This window comes from Comamonas sp. wu1-DMT (assembly GCF_040187805.1).
GTDB classification, from domain to species: Bacteria; Pseudomonadota; Gammaproteobacteria; order Burkholderiales; family Burkholderiaceae_C; genus Comamonas; species Comamonas thiooxydans.
The window spans coordinates 40,225-62,114 of the sequence record NZ_JBANEM010000005.1; the positions used below are offsets into that span (position 1 = coordinate 40,225).

Below are 21,890 nucleotides of genomic sequence, written 5' to 3' on the forward strand. Positions count from 1 at the left end.
TCAGAAAAGCAGAGGGAGATTATCCTTGCGCGCCTGAATTCACTGACATAAAAGGGTGTTTGCGCCCATTGCGTGCTCGCACCCTGCAAAAAAGAAAGATCTCCGCTTATGGCCATCCAATGGTTTCCCGGTCACATGCATCTGACGCGTCAGGCCATCACGGAGCGCGTCAAGGAAATCGATGTGGTCATCGAGGTTCTGGATGCGCGCTTGCCCGGCTCCAGCGCCAACCCCTTGCTGCAGGAGATGACGGGCCACAAGCCGCGCCTGAAGATACTCAACAAGCAGGATATGGCCGATCCGGTCCAGACCAAGGCATGGATGGACTGGTACAACGCCCAGAGCGAGACGCGCGCCATTGCGCTGGACGCCTCGGAACCTGCTCCCACCAAGCGTCTGATCGAGCAGTGCAAGCTGCTGGCGCCCTCGCGCGGCGGTCTGGCCAAGCCCATGCGCGTGCTGATCTGCGGCGTGCCCAATGTGGGCAAGTCCACGCTGATCAACTCCATGAGCGGCAAGACCCAGGCCAAGACCGGTAATGAGGCCGGTGTGACCAAGCTGGAGCAGCGCATCGTGCTGGCCGATGACTTCTACCTCTGGGACACGCCCGGCATGCTGTGGCCGCGCATCATCGTGGAGAAAAGCGGCTACAACCTGGCGGCCAGCGGCGCCGTGGGACGCAATGCCTACGACGAAGACCTGGTGGCGCTGGAGTTGCTTTTGTATCTGCAAAAGCACTATGCCTCCATGCTGGAGGCGCGCTACAAGCTGGGCATTTCGGCCGATGAAATTGCGGCGTTGCACGACGACGAGTTGCTGACAATGATCGGCAAAAAGCGTGGCGCCGTGATGAGCGGCGGCCGCGTGAACTTGCAAAAGGCGGCCGAGCTGGTGCTGACCGACTTCCGTGATGTGAGCATTGGCCGCATCACGCTGGAGACTCCGGCCGAATTCGAGGTCTGGCTTGCCGAGGGCCAGCAAAAAGATGCGGAGCGCCAGGCCAGGAAAGATGCGCAGACCAAGGCACGCCGAAGCGCGCGGCGGCAGCAGCAGCAGCGTTAGGCTGCAGGCGACAAGCCCGATGCGGCCAGGGCTTGCATGCACTCAAGCCGGGCAGGCCGCGCGTCTGGGCTTCAAGACCTGGCTCGCCGGACGATTGAACTAATTGGCAACTGCCCCTAGCATTCATCATTCAGTCTGAATGCCAAAGGGCTTGCATGCAGCGTCACTTCGTTGAGGCCAGATACCGGTTGCCCATGCGCCGCATGGTGTGGCTGGGCTGTCTCTGGATGTGGGTCCTGGGCGCTGCAATGAGTCTGGTCTGGTTGCTGATGCCGGCGATGGACGACATGGATCTGGCGCTGTCCGGCGGCGTCATGCTGCTGTCGCTGTTGTGCATGGGCCTGGCCAAGGCCAGGCAGTGGGTCTGGGCCGTGTCCTGCTTTGTCTGGGGCAACTGGCTGTTGAGCTTGCTCTGGGTTTGGCACATGGGAGGGCTTTATGGGCCGGCCGTGATGGCATTTCCTGCCTGGCTGGCTGTTGCGCTCTGGGTGCAGGGCACGCGTGCTGCCCTGACGATGCTGGGGCTGTCCTCCATCGTCGTTGCCGCTCTATGGTGGCTGGCGCCACATATCGGCACGCCATTTGCAGCTCTATCGGCAGCCGAGCATCTGCTGGCGATGGTTCATTTGCTGGGGATGATGATGCTGGTGCTCATCATTTGCTTGCAGGCAAGAGCCAGCCTGGGGCGGCGCGTGCAGAAAAGCCAGGAGATGCTGGCCGCACTGGAGGTCAGCCAGAACGAGCTGCGCAAGTTCTATCGGGCGGTCGAGCAGAACCCCGAGAGTATCGTCATCACCGATCCCGAGCTGAAGGTCATCTATGTCAACGAGGCCTTTCTGCTGCGCTCGGGCTATGCGCGCGAGCAGGTGATCGGCCAGTCTACCGAGCTGGTATCTACCATGGGCATGGATCGCAGTCACCGTCAGCGCGCGCTCAAGCAACTGGCCAAGGGCACGCTATGGCGTGGCGAGATGACCAATCGCACGAGCAAGGGTGAGGCCTTGCGGGAGTCGGTGCTGGTGACGCCGATTCGCACGCCTCAGGGAGAGGTCGTCAATTATGTGGAGCTCAAGCGCGATCTCTCCGAGCGCGTTCTGGCCGAGCGCCGTATCCACGACCTGGTCTACCTGGACTCGCTCACAGGGCTGCCCAACCGCCATTCGCTGACCTTGCATCTGCGCGAGCTGGCCCTGGTTCGGCAGGATGCCAGCCATGGCTTGCTGCTGCTGGACGTAGATCGCTTTTCCGTCTTCAACGATGTGCATGGCATGCAGCACAGCGACGAGCTGGTGCAGGCCATGGGGGCCAGGCTGGTCGAGGTGCTGCCTGACGATGCCTGGATTGCGCGTGTTGCGGCTGCGGAGTTTGCTATTGTTTTTGATGGCCTGCACAAGCATGCCGAAGGTGTGGAGGAGCAACTGCTGCTGTATGCGCAGACCTTGAAGAAGGCCTTGCAAAAGCCGTTTTCTCTCAACAGCTGGGTGGAAACCGAGTTTGTCAGCTGCTGCATTGGCGGTGCCGTGCTGGAGCCGGCCATCAAAGGCGGCAACAGCCATGACGTGCTGCGCTTTGCCAGCGTGGCCTTGCATGAGGCCAAGCTGGGCGGCCCGGGCAGCGTGGTGCTGTTCGAGCCGCGCATGGCCCAGGATGTATATCGGCGCGTGCGCATTGCCCGGGATTTGTACCACGGCATCTCCGACGGGGAGTTGCGTCTGTATCTGCAGAGCCAGACCGATGCGCGCGGTCGCTGCGTGGGTGCCGAGGCGCTGGTACGCTGGCAGCATCCCGAATGGGGGCTGGTAAGCCCGGGAGAGTTCATTCCGGTGGCCGAGGAGTCCGAGCTCATCGTGCGTCTGGGCGACTGGGTGCTGCGTCAGGCTTGCATGCTGCTGGCCAGGCCGGTCATGGCAGAGCGTGGACTGCGTCTGTCGGTCAACGTCAGCGCTCAGCAATTTGCGCATGACGACTTCATGGCGACGCTGGACAAGGTCTTGAGGGAAACCGGTGCCAATGCTCGCCAGCTGACACTGGAGATCACCGAAGGCACCTTGCTGCGGGATCTGGATCAGGCACGTCGGCGCATGCTGGCACTGCGTGGCCTGGGCATAGAGATTTCTCTCGATGACTTCGGGACCGGCTATTCCAGTATGTACAGCCTGCAGCACCTGCCGATTCAGGAGCTCAAGATCGACAGAAGCTTTGTCAGCGGCAGCCATCGCTCCGAAAAAGATGCAGCTCTGGTGGAGGCGATGTTGCTGGTGGCGCGCCGCTTGCAACTGCGCGTGGTGGCCGAAGGCGTGGAACTGTCCGAGCAGGCGCTGCAGTTGACGCAGTGGAACCCGGACATCGTGCTTCAGGGCATGCTGCTCGGCATGCCCATGCCGCAGCAGCGTTGGCTGGTCGAGGTGTTGGGCGAGCCCGATGCCGCTGCCAAGATGTAAAAAAGCCCACAACCGTTGTTGGTTGAGGGCTATCAGCTATGAATAGCGTAGTTCTTGGCTGTCGTCAGGCGGCTGGCTGCTCAAAATAGCGACGTGCCAGCAGATCCCAGAATCTGGAGCCGCGACCGATGTTGTCATCGTTGAAGTCGTAGGCCGGATTGTGCAGGCTCACGCCGGGCTGGTCGCCCTTGGCATTGCCAATCCAGCCATAGGCGCCGGGGACGGCCTCCAGCATGAAGCCGAAGTCTTCGGAGGTCATGGCGGGCAGCACATCGTCAAAGGCGTTGTCGTCACCGACCACTTCACGCATCACGGCGGCCATGAACTTGGCTTCGCGGGCGTGGTTGGTGGTGTTGGGGTAGGCGCCGGGGCGCAGCGTGAACTCGGCCGTGCACAGATGGGCGGCTGCCACGTGGCTGCTGATGCGTTTGAGGCCTTCGACAAACATCTCGCGCGTTTCCTTCTTCAGGGTGCGCACGGTGCCGGCGATGATGGCGTCATCGGGAATGATGTTCTCCACGGTGCCGCTGGTGATCTTGCCCACGGTGAGCACGGCCGAGTCCAGCGGATCGGTGCTGCGCGAGACCAGGGTCTGCAACTGGCTGACGATGGCGCAGGCCACGGGAATAGGGTCCAGCGTGGTGTGGGGCATGGCCGCATGGCCACCCTTGCCGTGGACCCTGATCTGAAAGCGCAGGGTGGAGGCCATGATGGGGCCAACGCGCACGGCCATCTGGCCGGCCGGCAGCGATGGCCAGTTGTGCAGCGCAAACACGGCTTCGCAGGGGAATTTCTCGAACAGGCCGTCATCCATCATGGCCTTGGCGCCAGCGCCTCCTTCTTCGGCTGGCTGGAAGATCAGGTGCACCGTGCCGTCAAAGTCGGGTTGCTGAGCCAGGGTGGTGGCAGCGCCCAGCAGCATGGTGGTGTGGCCGTCGTGGCCGCAGGCATGCATGCGGCCCTTGTTCTGGCTGATGTGCCCGAAGGTGTTGATTTCCGTGACGGGCAGGGCATCCATGTCGGCGCGGATGCCGATGCTGCGGCCGGGGTTGTCCTTGCTGCGGCCCTTGCCGTAGATGCTGGCGACGATGCCAGTCTGGCCCAGGCCGCGATGCACGGTCAGGCCCAGGGCCGTGAGGTATGCGGCGACCTTGTCGCCGGTGCGGTGCTCTTCGTATTTGAGCTCAGGATTGGCGTGCAGGTCGCGGCGAAAACTGAGCAGCGTACCGAGGTGAGGAGTGATATCGGGTGTAGATCGCATACAGGGGCCGCGGAGCACCCAGCGCTGTAACTGTCGTGGCAGGCAAGCGTTGCGGGCCTGCCGGTGACCGCAGCATTTCAATAGCAAGACCCCCATCATAGGCGTATGCGAAGAGTGGGGGCTTAGGTAGATACCGAAATCAGGGATTTCAGCGCTTGTGCTAACCGAGGAAAAAGCAAGCGGTGACTTACCAGGCGTGAAGCCTCTTGTGGGTAGCCGGATGAGCCCTGCCGGTCGTGTCTGGCAGGGCGAAGCACCCGACGAAGCAGTCAGCTGTGAACCCGCAATGCCCGTGCGTCGCCTCGTTCCGGCGCAAACGGCGAAAATGCCCGGTTATGACCGCACAGAACGCCAAAATTTCCCTGTTCCAGCAGTTGCTGGTACGCCCCGATCGCAACGATCCCAAGCCCCTCATCCTCTATCATGGCCGTCGCTGCCCCGACGGCTTTGGCGCGGCGCTGGCGGCCTGGCTGTTCTATGAAGGCCAGGCCGAGTTTCGCGGTCTGGATCACGGCGAGATTCAGACGGCCGACGACCTGGGCGATCTGGCCGGTCGCGCCGTCTATGTGCTGGACTTTGCCTTCGAGCCCACGTTGATGGCCGAGATCGAGTCGCGCGTGGCCAAGCTCGTGGTGCTGGACCATCACAAGAGTGCGGCCGAGAAACTCAGCGGCTACCAATGCCAATGCGGCGTGGTGCATTTCGATATGAGCAAGTCCGGCGCGCGTCTGGCCTGGGAGTTTTTCCAGGCCGACAAGCCAGTGCCTGGTCTGATTCGCTACATCGAGGACCGCGATATCTGGAAATGGGAATTCCCCGAAAGTGCGGCGTTTCTCGCGGCTCTGGACATGGAGCCCGTGCGCAGCTTTGAGCGCTGGGCCGAGATTGCGGCCTTCACGCCCGAGCAGGAAACCGTCTACATGGCGCGTGGCGGCGCCATGGACGAGAAATTCCAGAAGCTTTGTGCCGATATTGCCGACGGCGCCCAGGTGCTGGTCTTCAACGGCAGGCAGGGCCTGATGGTCAACTGCCCGGGCATGTTCCACAGCCAGGTGGGCGATTTGCTGGCGCGCCAGAGCGGCAGCTTTGCCCTGATGTGGCATGCCAATCACAAGGGCACCAAGGTGGGCCTGCGCTCGCGCTCGGAGTTCAACTGCATTCCTCTGGCGGAGAGCTTTGGCGGCGGCGGCCATGCCCAGGCCTGTGGCTTCAAGATGGGCAACGAGCGTCTGGTGGAGTTGCTGCAGGGTGAGCTCAAGGCCGAACCCGAAGCACAATACGAGTTTGCGGCCGCACCAGGCCTGCAGTTCGACGAAGAGGGCAAGTGGATTCGCGCAACGCCCAAGTCTGCGTAGTTGCAGAAAATCATAGCTGCCAACGCTTGAGATACAAGCGCTGACAGCTGTTTCTTATGCTATGGATTGCCAGCCCGGCAGTGCCAGCAGCTTTTGCCAGTCCCGCGCTTCCTGCAGCTGAGTCAGGCTGGACCAGTCGGCCTCGAAGCGCATGAGCTGCCCGTTCACGGGGTGGGCAATCTCCAGTGCCCTGGCATGCAGCCATAGCCGCTGTTGACCCAGGCGCTCGGCCCACCAGCGATTCAGCGGCCCCTTGCCATGGGTGGCGTCGCCGATGATGGGGTGGGCCACATGCTTGAGATGGCGGCGTATCTGGTGTCTGCGGCCCGTGGTCGGCAGGGCTTCGACCAGGCTGATGCGGGTTTCGGGGTGTCGGCCGTCATAGCTTTCGGGCCAGGACAGGCGCGCCAGACAGCGCAAGTGCGTGTGCGCGTCCTGCACCGGGGCATCCTCGGGTGCATCGTCGGGCTTGAGGGGATGATCGACTTCCAACGTTTCGGGTAGCCAGCCGCGCACCAGGGCCCGATATTCCTTGCGGGTTTCATGGGCTGCAAAGCTGGCAGCCAGAGCCTGGGCCGCTTGCTTGTGCAGTGCCATGAGCAGCACGCCGCAAGTGCCCTTGTCCAGCCGGTGCACGGGCCAGACATGGTGGCCCAGCTGGTCGCGCAGCGTCTGCATGACAAAGCGGGTCTCGTGAGCATCCAGGCCCGTGCGATGCACCAGCCAGCCGGCGGGTTTGTAGACCACGACCATATGCTCGTCCTGCCAGAGTATGTGCAAAGGCGGATTGGCAGAGCCGTCGGGCAGGGCGGTATCGGGCATGTGGAAGGCAGACAGAAGAGGGCGAGCCGCACTCTAGCGCACAGTGCAAAGCTTTGCTGACCAGGGTCTGCCTGCCGACAGGCCGCTTCGTGGCCGAGAATCGATGCGGGCTGCTCGACGTCGGCTCATTTTTTGAAGTAGCTGCCAGCGCTTGACGGATCAATGCTGGCCGCCATTTGGAGGCTTGATCTTGTGTCTGTGATGTTCAAGGGGGTGGTGGTTTCGGTCCTGGCGTCCGTGCTGTTCGCCTCGCTGTATTACCTCTCGCCTTTTCTTGCCCCGCTCGATGGCGAGCAGATCTTTGGCTGGCGCGTGCTGGTGACGTTGCCCTTTACCACTGCCCTGCTGTTCGCTCTCAAGGAGGTGGCGGCGGTACGCGACTTGCTGGCGCGAGCTCTGGCCCAGCCCCGGTTTGGAATGCTGCTGGTGCTGAGCGCGGCACTGCTGGGCGTGCAGCTATGGATTTTCATGTGGGCACCCATGAACGGGCGTGCGTTGCCAGTGTCGCTGGGCTATTTTCTGCTGCCGCTGGTGATGGTCGTGGCTGGGCGTGTACTGTTTGCCGAGCGTCTGACTCTGGGCCAGAGCCTGGCTACGCTCCTGGCGGCTGCGGGCGTGGCACATGAGTTCTGGCAGGCCGGCGGCATGTCCTGGGAGACCTGGGTGGTGGCGCTGGGCTACACGGTGTATTTCTCGCTGCGCCGCTGGCTGCAGACCGATACCCTGGCCGGTCACTGGATAGACATGGCGCTGCTGGTTCCGGTGGCCATTGCCTTCACGCTGCGCACGCCCGACAGTTGGCCGCTGGTCGCGGGTCATCCGACGTTATGGGGCCTGCTGCCCTTGCTGGGCATCGTCAGCGCAGTGGCGCTGGCGCTGTACATGATTGCCAGTCGCTGGCTGCCGCTGGGTCTGTTCGGTCTGCTGTCCTACGTGGAGCCGGCCCTGCTGGTCGTGGTGGCCTGGCTGCTGGGCGAGAGCATGGAGCCGCAGCAGCAACTGAGCTATGCGCTGATCTTCGCCGCCGTGGGCCTGCTGATCGGCGATGGCTTGCGGCATTCATGGCGTGGGCGTTCACACACATCGGACTGAGATTGCAGCAGTTCCAGCCCCAAGTTGGTGCATCACAGGGCAATAATTGAAGTTTTGTTTTGTTTGAAGGAATAGCTCGTCATGGCATCGACCCCATCCCCTATCCGCGTTGCTATCGTCGGTTACGGCAATCTGGGCCGCGGCGTGGAAGCTGCTGTCGCCAAGAACCCCGATATGCAGCTCAAGGGGATTTACACCCGTCGCGACCCTTCCCAACTCCAGCCCCTGAATGCAGGTACGCCTGTGCATTCCATGGATGTTTTGCTGTCGCACAAAGGTCAGGTCGATGTGCTGATTCTCTGCGGTGGCTCCAAGGACGATTTGCCCAGGCAGGCGCCCGAGCTGGCGGCCCATTTCAATCTGGTCGACAGCTTTGACACCCATGCCCGCATCCCCGAACACTTTGCCAATGTGGACAAGGCCGCTCAGGGGGGGCAGTGCACGGCCCTGATCTCGGCCGGCTGGGACCCCGGCATGTTCTCCATCAACCGCGTGCTGGGTGAAGCCCTGCTGCCTGACGGCGCTACCTACACCTTCTGGGGCAAGGGCCTGAGCCAGGGCCATTCCGACGCCATCCGCCGCGTGGAAGGCGTGGCCGGCGGCGTGCAGTACACCATTCCTGTGGAAGAGGCCGTCAACAAGGTGCGTTCCGGCGTGCGCCCCGAGCTGTCCACCCGCGAGAAGCACCAGCGTGAATGCCATGTGGTGCTCAAGGATGGCGCCGACGCCGAAGCCGTGCGCAAGACCATTGTGGAAATGCCTCACTACTTCGACCAGTACGACACCACGGTCCACTTCATCAGTGCCGAAGAGCTGGCTCGCGATCACTCTTCCATGCCCCATGGCGGCTTTGTGATCCGCAGCGGCAACACCAGTGCCGAAAACAAGCAGGTCATCGAATACCGCCTGCAACTGGATAGCAACCCCGAGTTCACCTCCAGTGTGCTTGTGGCCTATGCCCGCGCCGTGCATCGCCTGGCCCAGGCTGGCCAACATGGCTGCAAGACCGTATTTGACGTGGCCCCTGGCCTGCTGTCGCCCAAGAGCGCCGCACAACTGCGTGCCGAGCTGCTGTAAATCAGCCGCCGCGATCAGCAAAAAGCCTCGCAGGGTCTGCGAGGCTTTTTTGTGTCGAAACGGGTTGCAGCGCCAATTGCTCGATGGTTGGCAGCTATTGATTTTCAAGTGCTTGCGGGGGGCTCGAGGCCGCTTACGCGCGCCGCATCTTCGAGCCTGTCCACATCGCGCAGCGGCTTGAACAGTGTCATCCAGCCACCCACCACGCCCAGCGTGCACAGGCTGCCCAGAATGGCGGCGGGAACTGCGCCAAACCAGGACGCGCTGCTGCCTGCGCGGAACTCGCCCAGCTCGTTGGAGGAGCCGATGAACAGCATGTTCACCGCATTCACGCGGCCGCGCATATGGTCGGGCGTTGAAAACTGCACCAATGCGCCGCGAATATAGACGCTAACCATATCGGCCGCACCGGCCACGGCCAGTGCCAGCATGGACAGTACAAACCAGTGCGAGAGCGCAAACACCAGATTGGCCAGTCCGAACACTGCTACGGCGGCAAACATCACCTTGCCCACGCGGCGGTTGATGGGGCGCGAGGCCAGCCACAGGCCCATGCAGACCTCGCCTGCGGCCATGGAGGAGCGCAGCAGGCCCAGGCCTTGCGGACCGACCTGCAGCACCTCATGCGCATAGACGGGCAGCAGGGCCACAACGCCGCCCAGCAGCACAGCAAACAGATCGAGCGAGATGGTGCCAAGGATGATGGGGCGGGTGCGCATGAAATGCAGGCCTTCGGCAAAGCGTTGCCACATGGTGGTTTGAACGTCAGTGACGATCCTGGGGCTGGCAAAGTGCACGGGGACCTGGCTCAGCAGGCCTGCGCCCAGAAGCAGAGCGACGCCACAGACTGCATAGGTCAGCACGCCGCCGCCGAGCGCGTACAGCAGGCCGCCCAGCACGGGAGCGGCAATCGCCGAGATACGCATCAGCATGCTGTTGGTGGCCAGTGCCTGGGCCAGCTGCTCGCGGGCAACGATCTGCGGCAACAGGCTTTGCAGCGCCGGACCGCTGAAGGCGCGACTGCAGCCAAACAGCACCAGCACTGCATAAATCCAGTGCACATTGTGAGCACCGCTCTCGGCCAGCAGCCAGAGCAGGCCCGAGCAGACCGCGGCCACCAGCCAGCTGATGCCAAGCAGGCGCTTGCGGCTCATGCGGTCGCTGAGATCGCCAGCGGGAATCAGCAGACCCGCCATGGGCAGGAACTGCGCCAGCCCGACATAGGCCAGAGACAGAGGCTCGCGCGTGATGTCGTATACCTGCCAGGCCACCACCACGGCCTGCATCTGCTGGGCAAACATGGCAAGCATGCGTGCCAGCACGAAATTGACAAAAGCGGGATCGCGCAATGGCGGGATGGAGGGGGCCTGAGGCGCTGTAGAGGTGACGGGGGTGGACAAGGTGAGATCCGTGAGTGCGGCTGGGGAGGCGGGAGTGGGCCTGGGCCGACTTCCTGCCTTGGCGACCTGAAATGTCAGAGGGCCGAGTATGCGCGATCGCCTTGTTCTCTGCAGTGCCTGTGGCCGTTATGAGCATTCACTTCTGCTGCGGTTCATATCCGGCAAGCAGGCTGCGGATTGACCTTCATGCCATGCAGGAGAGAAGCCTTGTTTGTCAAAAAATGTTTACCGACGAAGGCATGAGTCACTTTCCCACACGCAAGGAAACGGCGGCGATTCATCATAGCTTCACACAAATGGTTTGGCGTTATGAATAGCGAAGCTTTCTCTCAAGGAGTCACATCATGTCCATGCTTTCGATGCAATACGCAGGAACTCTTCTGGGCCGCGAAGCAGTCATTGAATTCCCGGACAGCCAGGCCCAAGTCCGCTACACCGCCAGCGGTCAGATGCGCTGGCGCGTGGTGGACTCGCAAGGGCATATTTCCGAGGGCTGCGAGAACCTCAGCTATCTGCAACTGAGCGACCACCTGCATTTTTTGAACTGGATCGAGAAGACCGGCTTCACGGTCAGCCAGGTCATAGACTCAGCCAAGGGCACGGTGCAGGCTTTCTGGTCCTACGCTGACAACCAGTGCGAAAGCGGCCATCGTTCCTCCATGTTTGTGGAAGGCCGTTTCCGTCTGCGTTGAATCTGTCGGCTCTTGTCCGGGGCATGGAGCCGAGGCAGAAGCCAGTTCAATGATTTGTGTGTGTGAGGTCAGTGACTTTCCTCTCTTGCCGACATCCGAAAGGTGTCGGCTTTTTTCTCCGTGAAACATCGCAGGCCCAACCATCCCTGCGTATTTTTTGATCGCAGTGCCCGAAGTCAATGCCTGTGCGGCCTCGCCCTGTTTTTCCGAGGCTTGTCCACAGGCGGCTCCACAGACGCTGGGCATAACCTGCAATCCTGTTTTCCGAACTGCTACGTTCAGAAAACATTCCCTAAGTAGTTATTGCCAAAAGAAAATCGTCCTCTGACACCGGCTTCGATTGATGGAGTGTGGTGCGTGAAACATCGGCGTTGAATGTACGCATGAAAATAGAAAAGCCGGCACCTGGGCCGGCTTTTTCAATGCCTGAACGTGGCTTACTTGCGCTTGTCGGCGATGGCCGAGGACACCACCATGTCCAGCACATAGACATAGCTTGAAGCATCGGCGGGAACATTTTGGCGCTTGAAGCGGTTGATGCGCAGCACGTTGCTCACACCGGCTTCGTGCTTGTAGCCTTCAATCTCGCTGTAGAAGTTTTCCCACTGGCCGGTATAGGTCTTGACGCCGTTGTCGCCGTAGCGGATCTCGCGCACCTGCAGACACTGATGGCGGCCTGCGCCTGCACTGCAGGCCTTACGCTCGGGACCGACCTCGAGAAATATGCGCTCGGGCGCGCTGCCGTATTGGGTCTGGGCGGTGGGCTTGCCGTTGAGCTGCCAGCGCGTGCCATCAATGAACTGCAGCGTCAGGCGAGGCTGTTCAGTAGTGGCGCCGCCGAGCTGCACGTTCCACTGCTTGGCCGTAGGCAGAATGCGCGCAACCTTCTGCTCCAGCATCATCAGTTGGTTGTCATTGCAGGCACGCAGGGTGCTCATGCCTCGCTGCAGATTGATGCGCTGGCCTTCAACGGTGTAAGCCGACGAGATGACGTTGCACAGATTCTTGACGACGACGCGCTGGTCCACGAAGTCCAGCTCGATAGGTGCCTGGCTGGAGCCCAGGAACCAGCTCTGGTCCTCATTGCCCGCCGGCGTGAAGGCCTCTTGCAATTTCCAGTGGTAGGCAGTCAGCGACGTGGCATCGCCTGCGGGGCCTGTAGGGCCGGGCTTGCTTGCACCGCCGCCGCCTGTCGTACCGCAGGCGGCAAGCGTCATGGAAGCAACAAGGGGAAGGCACCAGGTCCAGCGAAATTTCATAGGGTTTCCTTAAGGTCGAATAGAGGAATACGGCAAACCGTGTCAGCAGTAACAGAGTCTCTGTTGACCATATCAGTTCCCTGCGGGTTTTATCTGACCTTAACCCAACGTTGCTGTTGTTTTGCGCTTCGACAACCTCAGAGTGTCAACAAATGCTGCACGCTGACGGGCGGAGAAATCAGATGTGCCGCTCGGGCGTGAAGCCCCTGTAAAGAGCGAAAAAATCCGTACGTCTAGACAGCGCTTCGTCAAATTAGTCTTTGCCAAGCTGCTACGCTTCAAAGGTTCGGGCTATGAAGAAACTACGGCCCAGGCATCAAGGAGTTTCTGTGCGCTTAGGTGGTGTTGCTTTGTTTGGGCTGAATTGGGGGCGGCTGGGTTCTGTGGGCATATTGGCAGGTTTGCTGGGGGCATGCTCGGCAACCGCACCTCAGCATATGCCGGTACAGGAGACTTTCGACTCCAGTTCCACGTTTTCCCGCGGCTTTGATGCGACACCGGCACAAACTTGCGAGGCCGCGCGCCGTGCCTTGTTGAGCCAGGGTTATATCGCCACGGCCAGGACGCAGGAGCTGATAGAAGGGCGCAAGAACTTCCAGCCCAATACGGAGACCAATCTGGAAATCAATTTCCGTGTGGTCTGCGTGCCGCAGACCAGCGACGGCCTGGTCAGTCTGGGTTTTGCGACAGCGTTGCAGGATCGCTATTCGCTCAAGAAAAGTGCAACCTCGGCCAGCGTGGGCGTGAGCGCTCTGGGTTCGCTGTCTCTGCCGTTTTCTTCCAGCAACGATTCGCTGGTCAAGGTGGGCAGCGAGACCATTTCCAAACGCAGCTTCTACGACAGTTTTTTCGAACTGGTGGAGAACTATCTGAAGCAGGATCAGGATGCGCCATAGTTTCGAGCAAACCGGTCTGCAGCGCTTGGTAGGTCGGGAGCTTGTGATTCTGATCTGGTAGCAAGAACTAAAAAGCGGCTCGCGGAGCCGCTTTTTAGTCTGCGAGATCCGTTCAGATGAACAGCGCCGGGTCCACCATGGCGCGGTTCAGCATCACGCTCCAGTGCAGGTGGGGACCGGTCACGCGGCCTGTGGCTCCGACCTTGCAAAAGGCATCGCCCGTCTGCAACTGGTCGCCGGGCTTGCAGTCCACCTGGCTCAGGTGGCAGTACATGGTGAGCAGGCCGCCGCCATGGTCCAGCCAGACCGTGCCGCCGTTGAAGAAATAGTCACCCACATCGATCACCTTGCCGGGCAGCGGTGCACGCACAGGCGTTCCGGTGGGGGCGGCAATGTCCATGCCGCTGTGCGGATTGCGCGACTGGCCGTTGAAGACACGGCGCAGGCCGAAGCTGCTGGAGCGACGGCCCGGCACCGGCACGCGCATGTGCAGGCTGCCGGAAGGCAGCGGCTCGGTGAAGGTGGCCATCACGGTCTTCAGGTGGGCGGCCTCGCGTTCGTAGCGGGCATTGTCTTCGGCAGACAGGTCCACCGTCTTGGGCGAGACCTTGAGGCGCTGCTCCACATACTGTTTGTCGTGCACCGTATAGCTCATGGTGCGCAAACGGCCGTCGGTCTTCACTTCAACGCTTTGCTCACCCGGTGTGCTGGCAAGCGGTATGCCCACGAGTGCGGTCCATTCGATCATGTCGCCCACCACCAGAACCTCGGCCTTCGCTGCCGTGACCAGGGGGCGTGCGGAAGCCGGGCCCAGCGACAGGCGTGCGACGCCGCCGGGAACCCTGCTGTCCTGCGGCCAGAGCGCGCTGTCCGAGTTGGCGCTGCGTGCCGCCCAGGCCGGTGCTGCGGCAAACAGCGCTGTTTGCGCCATCCATTGCAGCAGGTAACGGCGTGCGGGCGGGAAAGAGGGGCTGGTAAGTTTTTCGGTCGGCATGGTGCTTATCGGATTGTGCAGGCATTGTGCTGCATTGCTATCGATAGCGGAGCTAAAGGCGATACAGACATGTGAGCTTTACGCTGGTCATGCCTTGAAGACCGGCTGCGGGATCAGGGCTGGCGCATGCTCCGGGCCAGGTCCAGCTGTCCCCGCTGCTCCAGGGCCTGGACTGCACCAAGCCGGTCGCGCTGCTGCTTGTTCTGGCTCAGCTTGAACTTGGCTTCCAGGCGGTCGACAGTAATTTCCAGGCCCACAATGGCGCCGAGCATGCGCTGCAGGTAGTCGGGCGGAGCGTCGCTCATCTTCCATGGGGCCTCGGCATTGTTGCTGGCCTCGTGGCGGCGGGTGAGTCGGCCCACCACGCCGCGCACGAACTTTTCATCGTCGCGCACGCTGATGCGGCCGTGCGCGTGGACCACACGGTAGTTCCAGGTCGGCACCTGCTCGTGGGTCTCGTGCTTGCTGGGATACCAGCTGGGAGAGATATAGGCCTGCTCGGCACGGAAGATCACCAGCACGGGGCTGTCGTCCCGGATCTGCTGCCACACAGGATTGGCGCGCGCCACATGGGCGATCAGTCGCAGCATGCCATCCTCGTCCTGCAGCAACTCGAACGGCAGGTGATTGGCGTCCAGTCCCGCGTCGGACTGGGTGACCAGACAACCCAGCGGGTGAGCCTGGATCAGGGCATGCAGGGAGGCCGGATCATCGATCTTGAAATGGCTGGGGTTGTACATGAAGGCTGCGGCAATGAGTGGAGCAAAACGAATGAGCTTTTATGAGCTTGTTTATACCGTCATGCAGGTTGCGCGCTGACAAGCCGCCTGCATGGCAGGCGGCTTGGTACGAAGGCGAGTGGCGTTTCAACGGTGCTCGCGATCCCCGCGCGAGCGGCCCTCTGAGCGCGTCGCTTGCATGCGAGCCTGTTGCTCGGCCTGGTGCTGCTGAGCCTGCTGCTGGCGTTGGGCCTGTTCCTGTGCCCGTTGTTGCTGCATCTGGGCCTGCTGCTGGCGCTGCTGTTGTTCACGAGCCTGTTGTTGCTGCATTTGCTGCTGGCGCTGAGCTTGCTCCTGGGCGTGCTGCTGTTGCATCTGCTGCATCTGGGCCTGCTGCTGGCGCTGCTGTTGTTCACGGGCTTGTTGCTGCTGCATTTGTTGCTGGCGCTGAGCCTGTTCCTGGGCGCGCTGCTGTTGCATCTGCTGCATCTGTGCCTGTTGCCGACGCTCTTGCTGTTCAAGGGCTTGTTGCTGCATTTGTTGCTGGCGCTGAGCCTGCTCCTGGGCGCGCTGCTGTTGCATCTGCTGCAGCTGTGCCTGTTGCCGATGCTCTTGCTGATCACGGGCTTGCTGCATTTGCTGTTGGCGTTGAGCCTTCTCCTGGGCACGCTGCTGTTGCTGCTGCATCTGGGCTTGCCGCTGGAGCTCCTGCTGCTCGCGGACTTGCTGCATTGGCTGCTGACGCTGGGCCTGCTCCTGGGCGTGCTGCTGTTGCACCTGCACAGGAGTCTGCTGCTGCATTGCTTGCTGGCGCTGGGTTGGCTCCTGTGGGCGTTGCTGCATGGCTTTCTCCGCCGTGGCAGCCTGCATCTGCGGCGCCTGCGGTGGATGGCGATCATGCGGGTCTTGCGGCGGCATCAAAGTATTGCCATTGGACGCGCGTGGCCCGCCTGGAACCTGGTTGGGTCCCTGGGCAAAGCCCGGCCTGCCCTGTAGCTGTGTAGCCAGAGGACTCTGTGCTGGCTGGCGCTGGCTCAGGGCATGGCCACCGGCTGCCAGTGCCGCGGCACCGACGGCCGCTGCTGTTGCGCCGCCAGCAATCGCGTCCGACTGCAGTCCATGCTGTGCAGCGAAGACGCCTGCAGTCTGAGGCTGTCCGGCTTGTACCTGGCGCTCGCCTGCGGCATTTGCATGGATGTTGTTGATGTAGGTGTTGTCCGTGCGATGGATGTTCTGCACCACGGTTCGCGACTGCGATATATAGGTGGTGTTGTTATAAACCACGGCCGGACGGGCCTGCGGGGGCGGGGGGCGCTCGCCGTGGCGCCAGGGCCTTTCGGGATCGCCCCAGTGCATATTCCAAGCATTCCAGCCCCAGGACGGATGCCTGTCCATGGACCCGGCCAGCACGATGGCGGTGCCAAAGCCCAGCAGGCCGGCCATCACTGGCACGCCGGCCACGGGAGTCGGAGGCGGCACTTCCACATAGCGGTAGCCGCCATATACGGGCAGCGGCTGACCATAGACCGCAGCGGGGTTGTACTGGGGAACGTAGACCGTATCCAGCTGGGAAGGGCTGATTTCAATGAACTGCTCCGGTGGCTCTATGACTGGGTCGGGCAGCGGTGTGACCACGGCTCCAGGCGTATAGGCCACGGCGGCAGGCGCGGACGCCAGGTTGACCTTGAGCTGGCTGGAGGTCTTGAGCGTGCCGGCCTTGTAGGCCCGGTTGCGCATGACCTGTATGGCGTTCATCACATCCGAGGGATCGTTGTAATAGGCTTTGCCGAGCGCCGTGGTCCAGGGCAGGTTGGAGGCTAGTTGTTCCAGCACGTTGGGAAACTGGGTCAATGACTTGACGGACGGGTCCCAGTTCTGGGCATTGACGGCATTGCTCAGCGCTGTCTTCTGCAGGCCGGGGTTTTGCCCCAGCCAGGTCTCGGCGGTGCTGATCTGGTCTGGATAGGTGGCACCGGCCAGGATCTGGGCCACCAGCTTGTCCGGGTACAGCGCAATCGGCGCAACCATCCGGTAGAGCGCGTCTGCACCGGGTGGCACATAGGCTGCAGGCTGATGTTGGGCGACATCGCTCGTGGCGGCAGGTGCCGAGGCCGGCTGCGCACTGTCCGCCTTGATCGGCGAATTCTTGTCGTTGCAGGCGCTCAACGCCATGGCGGCGGTCAGGGCGATCATGCCCAGATGCCAGTGGCGGGCGACCGTGTTTGGCTGCAGTTCCGGCTGCTCAGGCCGGGTCCGGGGGAAATGCGACATCTGACGCTCCTTGCGCCGCGCCGTGCAAATCACGGTGCTTTGGCGGATGCTGTTTTAACGCCAGTGTTGAGCCGTTGTTGACAGAGTGTTGTAAGCAAATAAAGCCTGTGGCTGCAGGCCATGGTCGGCGAGAGAATATAAATTCTGATAGTTTCTTTCGTAGAGTAGGTAAGGTTTAGAGGCTAAAAAACTCAGAATTTTGGGCGGAGCATGCAGAGAGCGCTTGCTCGCCTGTATCTCCACGCCCGGGGTGATTTTTTCCATGAAAAAGGCCTGCGCGAGGCAGGCCCTGGAGCTATCCGCGAAGCAGCACGCCGGTCACATCATTCGGTCATGGTGCCCATGAGTGTGCTCGTGCCCATGGCATCCAGCGGTTTGCCGTTGACCTGGAATTCCCCCTTGGCATAGACGATCTCAGTGCGCATCTTGCCGTCCTTGTCTTCGAAGATGCCTTGCTCCTTGAGCATGTCCAGGCTGGCCTGAGTCTGGGCTTTGGCGGCTTCCTCGATATCTTCGGGCTTGTACTCGCTCTCGCCTTCAAACACGGCCAGCAGGCTGGAGCGCCTGCGCGAGAGCATCATGTTTTCCATGAAGGCCTTGGGCATATCGGCCTTGAGGCTGACCTTCAGGTCCTGCAGCAGAGTGCCCATCTTCTCGCCATCGCCCAGATATTGAATGGCAGCCGCGAACTCGCTTACGCCGTCGGGGGTGCGCATGGACAGACGTTTGAGTTCGATCACGGGCTGGCGTGCCAGCGCCTGTGTCAGCGACTTGAGCATTTTCTCGCGCAGATCGCCGCTTTGCTGTTCTTCAGCGTCTTCATCGTCCCCGGCTTCGCCAGCGGCACCGAGCAGCGGGTTCTTGCGCTTGCTCATTTCCACGACCTGGTTGATCCAGTTGGCATCGACATTGTTGAACGCCATGTCCAGCACCAGATCGTCAGCCTGTTTGTCTTCGAGTTTGGCGGTCTTGATACCGGTCTTGAGCGTCATTTCCACCACCTCGCCCTTGAGGACGGTGTCCGAATCCATGGTGATGCCTTCGAAGTGGCTGGCAGAACTCTTGCCTTCATCTTCCTGCTTGGTGGCGGCAATCTTGGCAATCGTCATGGCAAACGGGCCGGTCCAGAACTGCTGGCCCGCGGGCTGCTTCATGTCGAAGCGCATATCGGCCTTGTCCAGCGTCACGCTGCCTTCCTCGTCCTTGAACTGCAGGCCGGCGAAGCTGCCCGTGCCCTTGGCGGCCTTCATGTCGGCGGGCATGTCCCAGACGATCTTCATGCCGCCCCAGTTCATTTCGCTGTCCTTGATCTTGCTGCTCACGGCCGGCGATGTCATGACGTTGGAGCTGCTGCGGCCCCAGCCGACCTTGGTGTCGACTTCCAGCGGAGAGCGGCCGTTGAGCGCGGTCTTCAGCGCCGGGTCCGCGTCTTCGGGCAGATTGAAGCTGGTGTGAATCTCGGCGGCATGGCCCAGGGGGAGCGGTCCGTGGCTGATCTTGTGCTCGGCGGTGAACTGGACGGGCTCGTCGCCGCTGTCCAGCGTCCAGACTGTTTTGGAGGTGGAAGAAAAAGCACCGCGGTCATAGCTGGTGACCTGAATCTTCACGCCATGCTCGTTCCACTTGTCCAGGCCTTCGGTAAAGCTCTGCTGCAACTTGCCGCCCATGTAATAGCTGGTGCCCAGTGTTCCCGCCACGATCACGGCGATGGCCGCTGCAATGCCTGCCCCTGCTTTTTTGTTCATTCTTGACCTTTGATGAAAATAAAAAATCCGCGAATGAATTGCGGATTGGTAATGTTGTGGTGAGCAGGATTCTAGAAAGAAAATAATGGAATGCTCTGAATTTCAGAACATTTTGTGTAAATGCTTATCAAGTATTGAAAATCAATACCGGCGGTATTTATTTCAATATGTAACAATGATTTAGGGGCGCCATCCATTTCTCGATCGGAGACCCGAATGGCTGTTCTCGGGATAAATGCCGCAGCGGTTTGCGCAATAAAAAAGGCTGCCAGTGAATCCTGGCAGCCTTGCTGAAACTGGCTGGAGCGTTTACTTGCCCCAGCTGTCCTTGAGTCCGGTGATCTTGTTGAACACGGGCTTGTCGCTGCGGTGATCCTTGCGGTCGGCCACAAAATAGCCAAAACGCTCGAACTGGAACTTGTCGTCAGCCAGGGCCGCCTTGAGCGAAGGCTCCACATAGGCGGTGACGACCTTCAGGCTGTCGGGGTTCAGCAGGGCCAGGAAGTCCTTGCCGCCTGCATCGGGCTGCGGGTCGGTGAACAGACGGTCGTACATGCGCACTTCGGCCTGCAGGCCGTCGGCCACGCCCACCCAGGTGATGGCGGCCTTGACCTTGACGCTGTCGGCTCCGGGTGTGCCGCTCTTGGTGTCGGGCACCACGGTGGCCAGCACCTTGGTCACATTGCCATCGACGTTCTTTTCGGCGCCCGTGCATTCGATCACATAGCCACCCTTGAGGCGGACCTTGTTGCCGGGGAACAGGCGCTTGTAGCCCTTGGGCGGCACTTCGGCAAAGTCTTCGCGCTCGATCCAGACTTCGCGGCCAAGGGTGAAACGGCGCTCTGGCACAGCTTCACCCTCTGCCGCGTGGGGTAGGGCGGGCAGGTGGCAGTCCTCCAGATGTTCGGCGCTGCCAAACACCTCGGCCCAGTTGCTGAGTTCGAGCTTGACCGGGTCCAGCACGACCATGGCGCGGTGTGCCTTGTTTTCCAGATCTTCACGCAGGCAGCCGTCCAGCGTGCCGTAGTCGATCCAGGCGTAGTCCTTGGTCACGCCGATGCGTTCGCAGAAGTTGCGGATGGACTCAGGCGTGTAGCCGCGGCGGCGCAGGCCGACCACGGTGGGCATGCGCGGGTCGTCCCAGCCGGTGACGAACTGGTTGTCCACCAGATGCTTGAGCTTGCGCTTGCTGGTGATCACATAGGTCAGGTTCAGGCGCGAGAACTCGTACTGGCGGGGCTGGGGGGGCGTCGATCAGACCGCCTTCGCGCAGATGGTTCAGCAGCCAGTCATAGAAGGGGCGCTGATCCTCGAACTCCAGTGTGCATATGGAGTGGGTGATGTGCTCGTAGGCATCCTCGATGGGGTGCGCAAAGGTATACATCGGGTAGATGCACCACTGGTTGCCGGTGTTGTGGTGTTCGGCATGGCGCACGCGATAGATGGCCGGGTCGCGCAGATTGATATTGGGCGCGGCCATGTCGATCTTGGCGCGCAGCACGGCGGCGCCATCGGCCAGCTTGCCGTCCTTCATGTCGGCAAAGCGCTGCAGGTTTTCGGCCGCGGAGCGGTCGCGGAAAGGGCTGTTCACGCCGGGGCGGGTGAAGTCGCCGCGGTTGGCCTTCATCTCGTCGGCCGACTGCTCGTCCACGTAGGCCAGGCCTTGCTCGATCAGGTAGACCGCGCAGCGGTACATGAAGTCGAAGTAATTGCTGGCGAAGTAGAGGTTCTCGTGTCCGTCGACATCCTTCCAGTCAAAGCCCAGCCAGCGCACGGCATCGATGATGCCGTCCACATATTCCTGGTCTTCCTTTTCGGGATTGGTGTCGTCGAAGCGCAGATGGCAGACGCCGCCGAAGTCGCGGGCCAGACCGAAGTTCAGGCAGATGGACTTGGCATGACCCACGTGCAGATAGCCGTTGGGCTCTGGCGGAAAGCGGGTGCGGATCTTCGCTTCGTCGACCTGGCCGCTCTGGTGATGCTGGGCATCGCCGGGCGCGCCGCCCCAGTGACGGGTGGCATAAGTGCCCTTGTCCAGATCCGATTCGATAATCTGGCGCAGGAAGTTGGTGGGCTTGACCGCTTCAGGGGCGGAGTTGTTGGATTTGGAGGCGTCAGCAGAGCTCATTGCACCATTTTAGGCCGGCTGCCATGACCTCATGTCGATCTGCGGACACTGCAGCTTTGCCTCGTGTGCATTTGGACACAATGTTTTTGAGGAACCGTGCCATCCTGACGGGACTCTGAAACGTTATATCCCCAAGGGCCGAAGGCGCTGCACAGATCTGCAGGCTTGCCCTCGGTGACTCATAAACAGAGGAGAGATTGTGATGTCCAGAACAACTTCCCCCCGCATGGCCAAGCTGCTTGCCGCTGGCTCTATCGTTGTGGCCGGCCTGATGGCTGCAGCAGGCGCCCAGGCGCATGGCGGCGTCAGCCTGTCGGTCGGCATCGGCGTGCCCGGCGTGGCCGTGGGCGTCGGCGCTCCCGTTTACGCCACACCCTATATGGCGCCGGCCCCGGTCTATATGCCGCCGCGCCCTGTCTACTATGCGCCTCCGGCACCGGTCTACTACGCGCCGCCGCCGCCCGTGTATCGTCCCGCACCCGTGATGGTCGTGCCCGGCCCGGTCTATTACGGTGGCGGCCCGCGCTGGCGTGGTCATCGCCATCATCATCACTATCGTTGATGACATCGATGACAGAGCCCTGAAAGACTCTGCACCACGGACGGCTGCCCAGGCAGCCGTTTTTTTTATGCCTGCGGGTCGGTTGCAGCGCTCGCATAATCCGGGCAGTCCTCA

At 61.5% G+C, this 21,890-nt stretch carries 17 protein-coding genes and 1 pseudogene; 8 read left to right on the forward strand and 10 right to left on the reverse strand.

The features are described 5' to 3' along the window. The first annotated feature begins 108 nt into the window (after positions 1-108). Together ylqF and V8Z78_RS09390 are read left to right on the forward strand one after the other, a co-directional pair. A complete protein-coding gene (gene ylqF, locus V8Z78_RS09385; protein WP_034359425.1) occupies positions 109-1,062 on the forward strand; it encodes a ribosome biogenesis GTPase YlqF in 954 nt (317 codons plus the stop codon). A gap of 155 nt (positions 1,063-1,217) precedes the next feature. Continuing rightward, on the forward strand, positions 1,218-3,503 hold the full coding sequence (locus tag V8Z78_RS09390; protein WP_349731274.1) for a putative bifunctional diguanylate cyclase/phosphodiesterase: 2,286 nt from the start codon (positions 1,218-1,220) through the stop codon (positions 3,501-3,503). 64 nt (positions 3,504-3,567) lie between these two features. Here V8Z78_RS09390 and V8Z78_RS09395 read toward each other — a convergent pair whose 3' ends face one another. Beyond that, the gene (locus tag V8Z78_RS09395) at positions 3,568-4,764 is read right to left on the reverse strand and encodes a M20 aminoacylase family protein (RefSeq protein WP_003063893.1); all 1,197 of its coding nucleotides are present in this window, start codon (positions 4,762-4,764) and stop codon (positions 3,568-3,570) included. A gap of 335 nt (positions 4,765-5,099) precedes the next feature. Here V8Z78_RS09395 and V8Z78_RS09400 point away from each other — a divergent pair, with 335 nt between their 5' ends. Further along, a complete protein-coding gene (locus V8Z78_RS09400) occupies positions 5,100-6,119 on the forward strand; it encodes a DHH family phosphoesterase (protein ID WP_003063891.1) in 1,020 nt (339 codons plus the stop codon). Positions 6,120-6,173: 54 nt separating this feature from the next. Here V8Z78_RS09400 and V8Z78_RS09405 read toward each other — a convergent pair whose 3' ends face one another. After that, a complete protein-coding gene (locus tag V8Z78_RS09405; protein ID WP_349731275.1) occupies positions 6,174-6,941 on the reverse strand; it encodes a pseudouridine synthase in 768 nt (255 codons plus the stop codon). Between the two features lie 201 nt (positions 6,942-7,142). Between V8Z78_RS09405 and rarD the strand changes: the two genes are divergently transcribed. After that, positions 7,143-8,033: an EamA family transporter RarD gene (gene rarD, locus V8Z78_RS09410; RefSeq protein ID WP_003063886.1), complete on the forward strand. Its 891-nt coding sequence runs from the start codon at positions 7,143-7,145 to the stop codon at positions 8,031-8,033. Between the two features lie 81 nt (positions 8,034-8,114). Continuing rightward, positions 8,115-9,110 (forward strand): diaminopimelate dehydrogenase, encoded by a 996-nt coding sequence (locus V8Z78_RS09415; RefSeq protein ID WP_046461987.1) that lies wholly within the window; start codon positions 8,115-8,117, stop codon positions 9,108-9,110. A 104-nt stretch (positions 9,111-9,214) separates the two neighbouring features. Here V8Z78_RS09415 and V8Z78_RS09420 read toward each other — a convergent pair whose 3' ends face one another. Next, positions 9,215-10,420 carry an MFS transporter gene (locus V8Z78_RS09420; protein WP_370456503.1) on the reverse strand — a complete coding sequence of 402 codons (1,206 nt, stop codon included), beginning with the start codon at positions 10,418-10,420 and terminating at the stop codon, positions 9,215-9,217. Between the two features lie 434 nt (positions 10,421-10,854). Between V8Z78_RS09420 and V8Z78_RS09425 the strand changes: the two genes are divergently transcribed. After that, entirely contained in the window at positions 10,855-11,202 is a 348-nt protein-coding gene (locus tag V8Z78_RS09425) for a MoaF-related domain-containing protein (protein WP_003053278.1), read from the forward strand. Positions 11,203-11,639: 437 nt separating this feature from the next. Here V8Z78_RS09425 and V8Z78_RS09430 read toward each other — a convergent pair whose 3' ends face one another. Next, the gene (locus tag V8Z78_RS09430; RefSeq protein ID WP_003063879.1) at positions 11,640-12,461 is read right to left on the reverse strand and encodes an META and DUF4377 domain-containing protein; all 822 of its coding nucleotides are present in this window, start codon (positions 12,459-12,461) and stop codon (positions 11,640-11,642) included. Positions 12,462-12,898: 437 nt separating this feature from the next. Between V8Z78_RS09430 and V8Z78_RS09435 the strand changes: the two genes are divergently transcribed. Next, positions 12,899-13,357: a DUF2242 domain-containing protein gene (locus tag V8Z78_RS09435; protein WP_003063876.1), complete on the forward strand. Its 459-nt coding sequence runs from the start codon at positions 12,899-12,901 to the stop codon at positions 13,355-13,357. Positions 13,358-13,469: 112 nt separating this feature from the next. Here the strand turns inward: V8Z78_RS09435 and V8Z78_RS09440 are convergent, their stop codons facing one another. The 6 genes and pseudogenes from V8Z78_RS09440 to V8Z78_RS09465 all read right to left on the reverse strand — a co-directional run bounded on the left by V8Z78_RS09440 (position 13,470) and on the right by V8Z78_RS09465 (position 21,214). Continuing rightward, a complete protein-coding gene (locus V8Z78_RS09440; RefSeq protein WP_349731276.1) occupies positions 13,470-14,351 on the reverse strand; it encodes a peptidoglycan DD-metalloendopeptidase family protein in 882 nt (293 codons plus the stop codon). 113 nt (positions 14,352-14,464) lie between these two features. Beyond that, positions 14,465-15,091, reverse strand: coding sequence for an FMN-binding negative transcriptional regulator (locus V8Z78_RS09445; RefSeq protein WP_003063873.1), 627 nt, complete (start codon positions 15,089-15,091; stop codon positions 14,465-14,467). Between the two features lie 126 nt (positions 15,092-15,217). Beyond that, complete coding sequence (locus V8Z78_RS09450; protein WP_349731277.1) at positions 15,218-17,341, reverse strand: DUF3300 domain-containing protein; 2,124 nt, start codon at positions 17,339-17,341, stop codon at positions 15,218-15,220. Positions 17,342-17,395: 54 nt separating this feature from the next. Continuing rightward, a complete protein-coding gene (locus V8Z78_RS09455; protein WP_280031705.1) occupies positions 17,396-17,605 on the reverse strand; it encodes a hypothetical protein in 210 nt (69 codons plus the stop codon). A gap of 59 nt (positions 17,606-17,664) precedes the next feature. Then, complete coding sequence (locus V8Z78_RS09460) at positions 17,665-19,086, reverse strand: YdgA family protein (protein WP_349731278.1); 1,422 nt, start codon at positions 19,084-19,086, stop codon at positions 17,665-17,667. A 309-nt stretch (positions 19,087-19,395) separates the two neighbouring features. Continuing rightward, positions 19,396-21,214 (reverse strand): annotated as a pseudogene (locus V8Z78_RS09465) (glutamine--tRNA ligase/YqeY domain fusion protein). A gap of 226 nt (positions 21,215-21,440) precedes the next feature. Here V8Z78_RS09465 and V8Z78_RS09470 point away from each other — a divergent pair. Beyond that, positions 21,441-21,776, forward strand: coding sequence for a hypothetical protein (locus tag V8Z78_RS09470; protein WP_057092766.1), 336 nt, complete (start codon positions 21,441-21,443; stop codon positions 21,774-21,776). Positions 21,777-21,890: the final 114 nt, after the last annotated feature.

What these genes read in the sequence shown, in the direction of transcription:
- ylqF (WP_034359425.1), top strand. Translation starts at nt 109, where the DNA reads ATGGCCATCCAATGGTTTCCCGGTCACATGCATCTGACGCGTCAGGCC.
- V8Z78_RS09455 (WP_280031705.1), bottom strand. Translation starts at nt 17,605, where the DNA reads ATGGAAAAAATCACCCCGGGCGTGGAGATACAGGCGAGCAAGCGCTCT.
- V8Z78_RS09395 (WP_003063893.1), bottom strand. Translation starts at nt 4,764, where the DNA reads ATGCGATCTACACCCGATATCACTCCTCACCTCGGTACGCTGCTCAGT.
- V8Z78_RS09435 (WP_003063876.1), top strand. Translation starts at nt 12,899, where the DNA reads ATGCCGGTACAGGAGACTTTCGACTCCAGTTCCACGTTTTCCCGCGGC.
- V8Z78_RS09405 (WP_349731275.1), bottom strand. Translation starts at nt 6,941, where the DNA reads ATGCCCGATACCGCCCTGCCCGACGGCTCTGCCAATCCGCCTTTGCAC.
- V8Z78_RS09425 (WP_003053278.1), top strand. Translation starts at nt 10,855, where the DNA reads ATGTCCATGCTTTCGATGCAATACGCAGGAACTCTTCTGGGCCGCGAA.
- V8Z78_RS09450 (WP_349731277.1), bottom strand. Translation starts at nt 17,341, where the DNA reads ATGTCGCATTTCCCCCGGACCCGGCCTGAGCAGCCGGAACTGCAGCCA.
- V8Z78_RS09415 (WP_046461987.1), top strand. Translation starts at nt 8,115, where the DNA reads ATGGCATCGACCCCATCCCCTATCCGCGTTGCTATCGTCGGTTACGGC.
- V8Z78_RS09430 (WP_003063879.1), bottom strand. Translation starts at nt 12,461, where the DNA reads ATGAAATTTCGCTGGACCTGGTGCCTTCCCCTTGTTGCTTCCATGACG.
- V8Z78_RS09460 (WP_349731278.1), bottom strand. Translation starts at nt 19,086, where the DNA reads ATGAACAAAAAAGCAGGGGCAGGCATTGCAGCGGCCATCGCCGTGATC.
- V8Z78_RS09420 (WP_370456503.1), bottom strand. Translation starts at nt 10,420, where the DNA reads ATGCTTGCCATGTTTGCCCAGCAGATGCAGGCCGTGGTGGTGGCCTGG.
- V8Z78_RS09445 (WP_003063873.1), bottom strand. Translation starts at nt 15,091, where the DNA reads ATGTACAACCCCAGCCATTTCAAGATCGATGATCCGGCCTCCCTGCAT.
- V8Z78_RS09470 (WP_057092766.1), top strand. Translation starts at nt 21,441, where the DNA reads ATGGCCAAGCTGCTTGCCGCTGGCTCTATCGTTGTGGCCGGCCTGATG.
- V8Z78_RS09400 (WP_003063891.1), top strand. Translation starts at nt 5,100, where the DNA reads ATGACCGCACAGAACGCCAAAATTTCCCTGTTCCAGCAGTTGCTGGTA.
- V8Z78_RS09390 (WP_349731274.1), top strand. Translation starts at nt 1,218, where the DNA reads ATGCAGCGTCACTTCGTTGAGGCCAGATACCGGTTGCCCATGCGCCGC.
- V8Z78_RS09440 (WP_349731276.1), bottom strand. Translation starts at nt 14,351, where the DNA reads ATGCCGACCGAAAAACTTACCAGCCCCTCTTTCCCGCCCGCACGCCGT.
- rarD (WP_003063886.1), top strand. Translation starts at nt 7,143, where the DNA reads ATGTTCAAGGGGGTGGTGGTTTCGGTCCTGGCGTCCGTGCTGTTCGCC.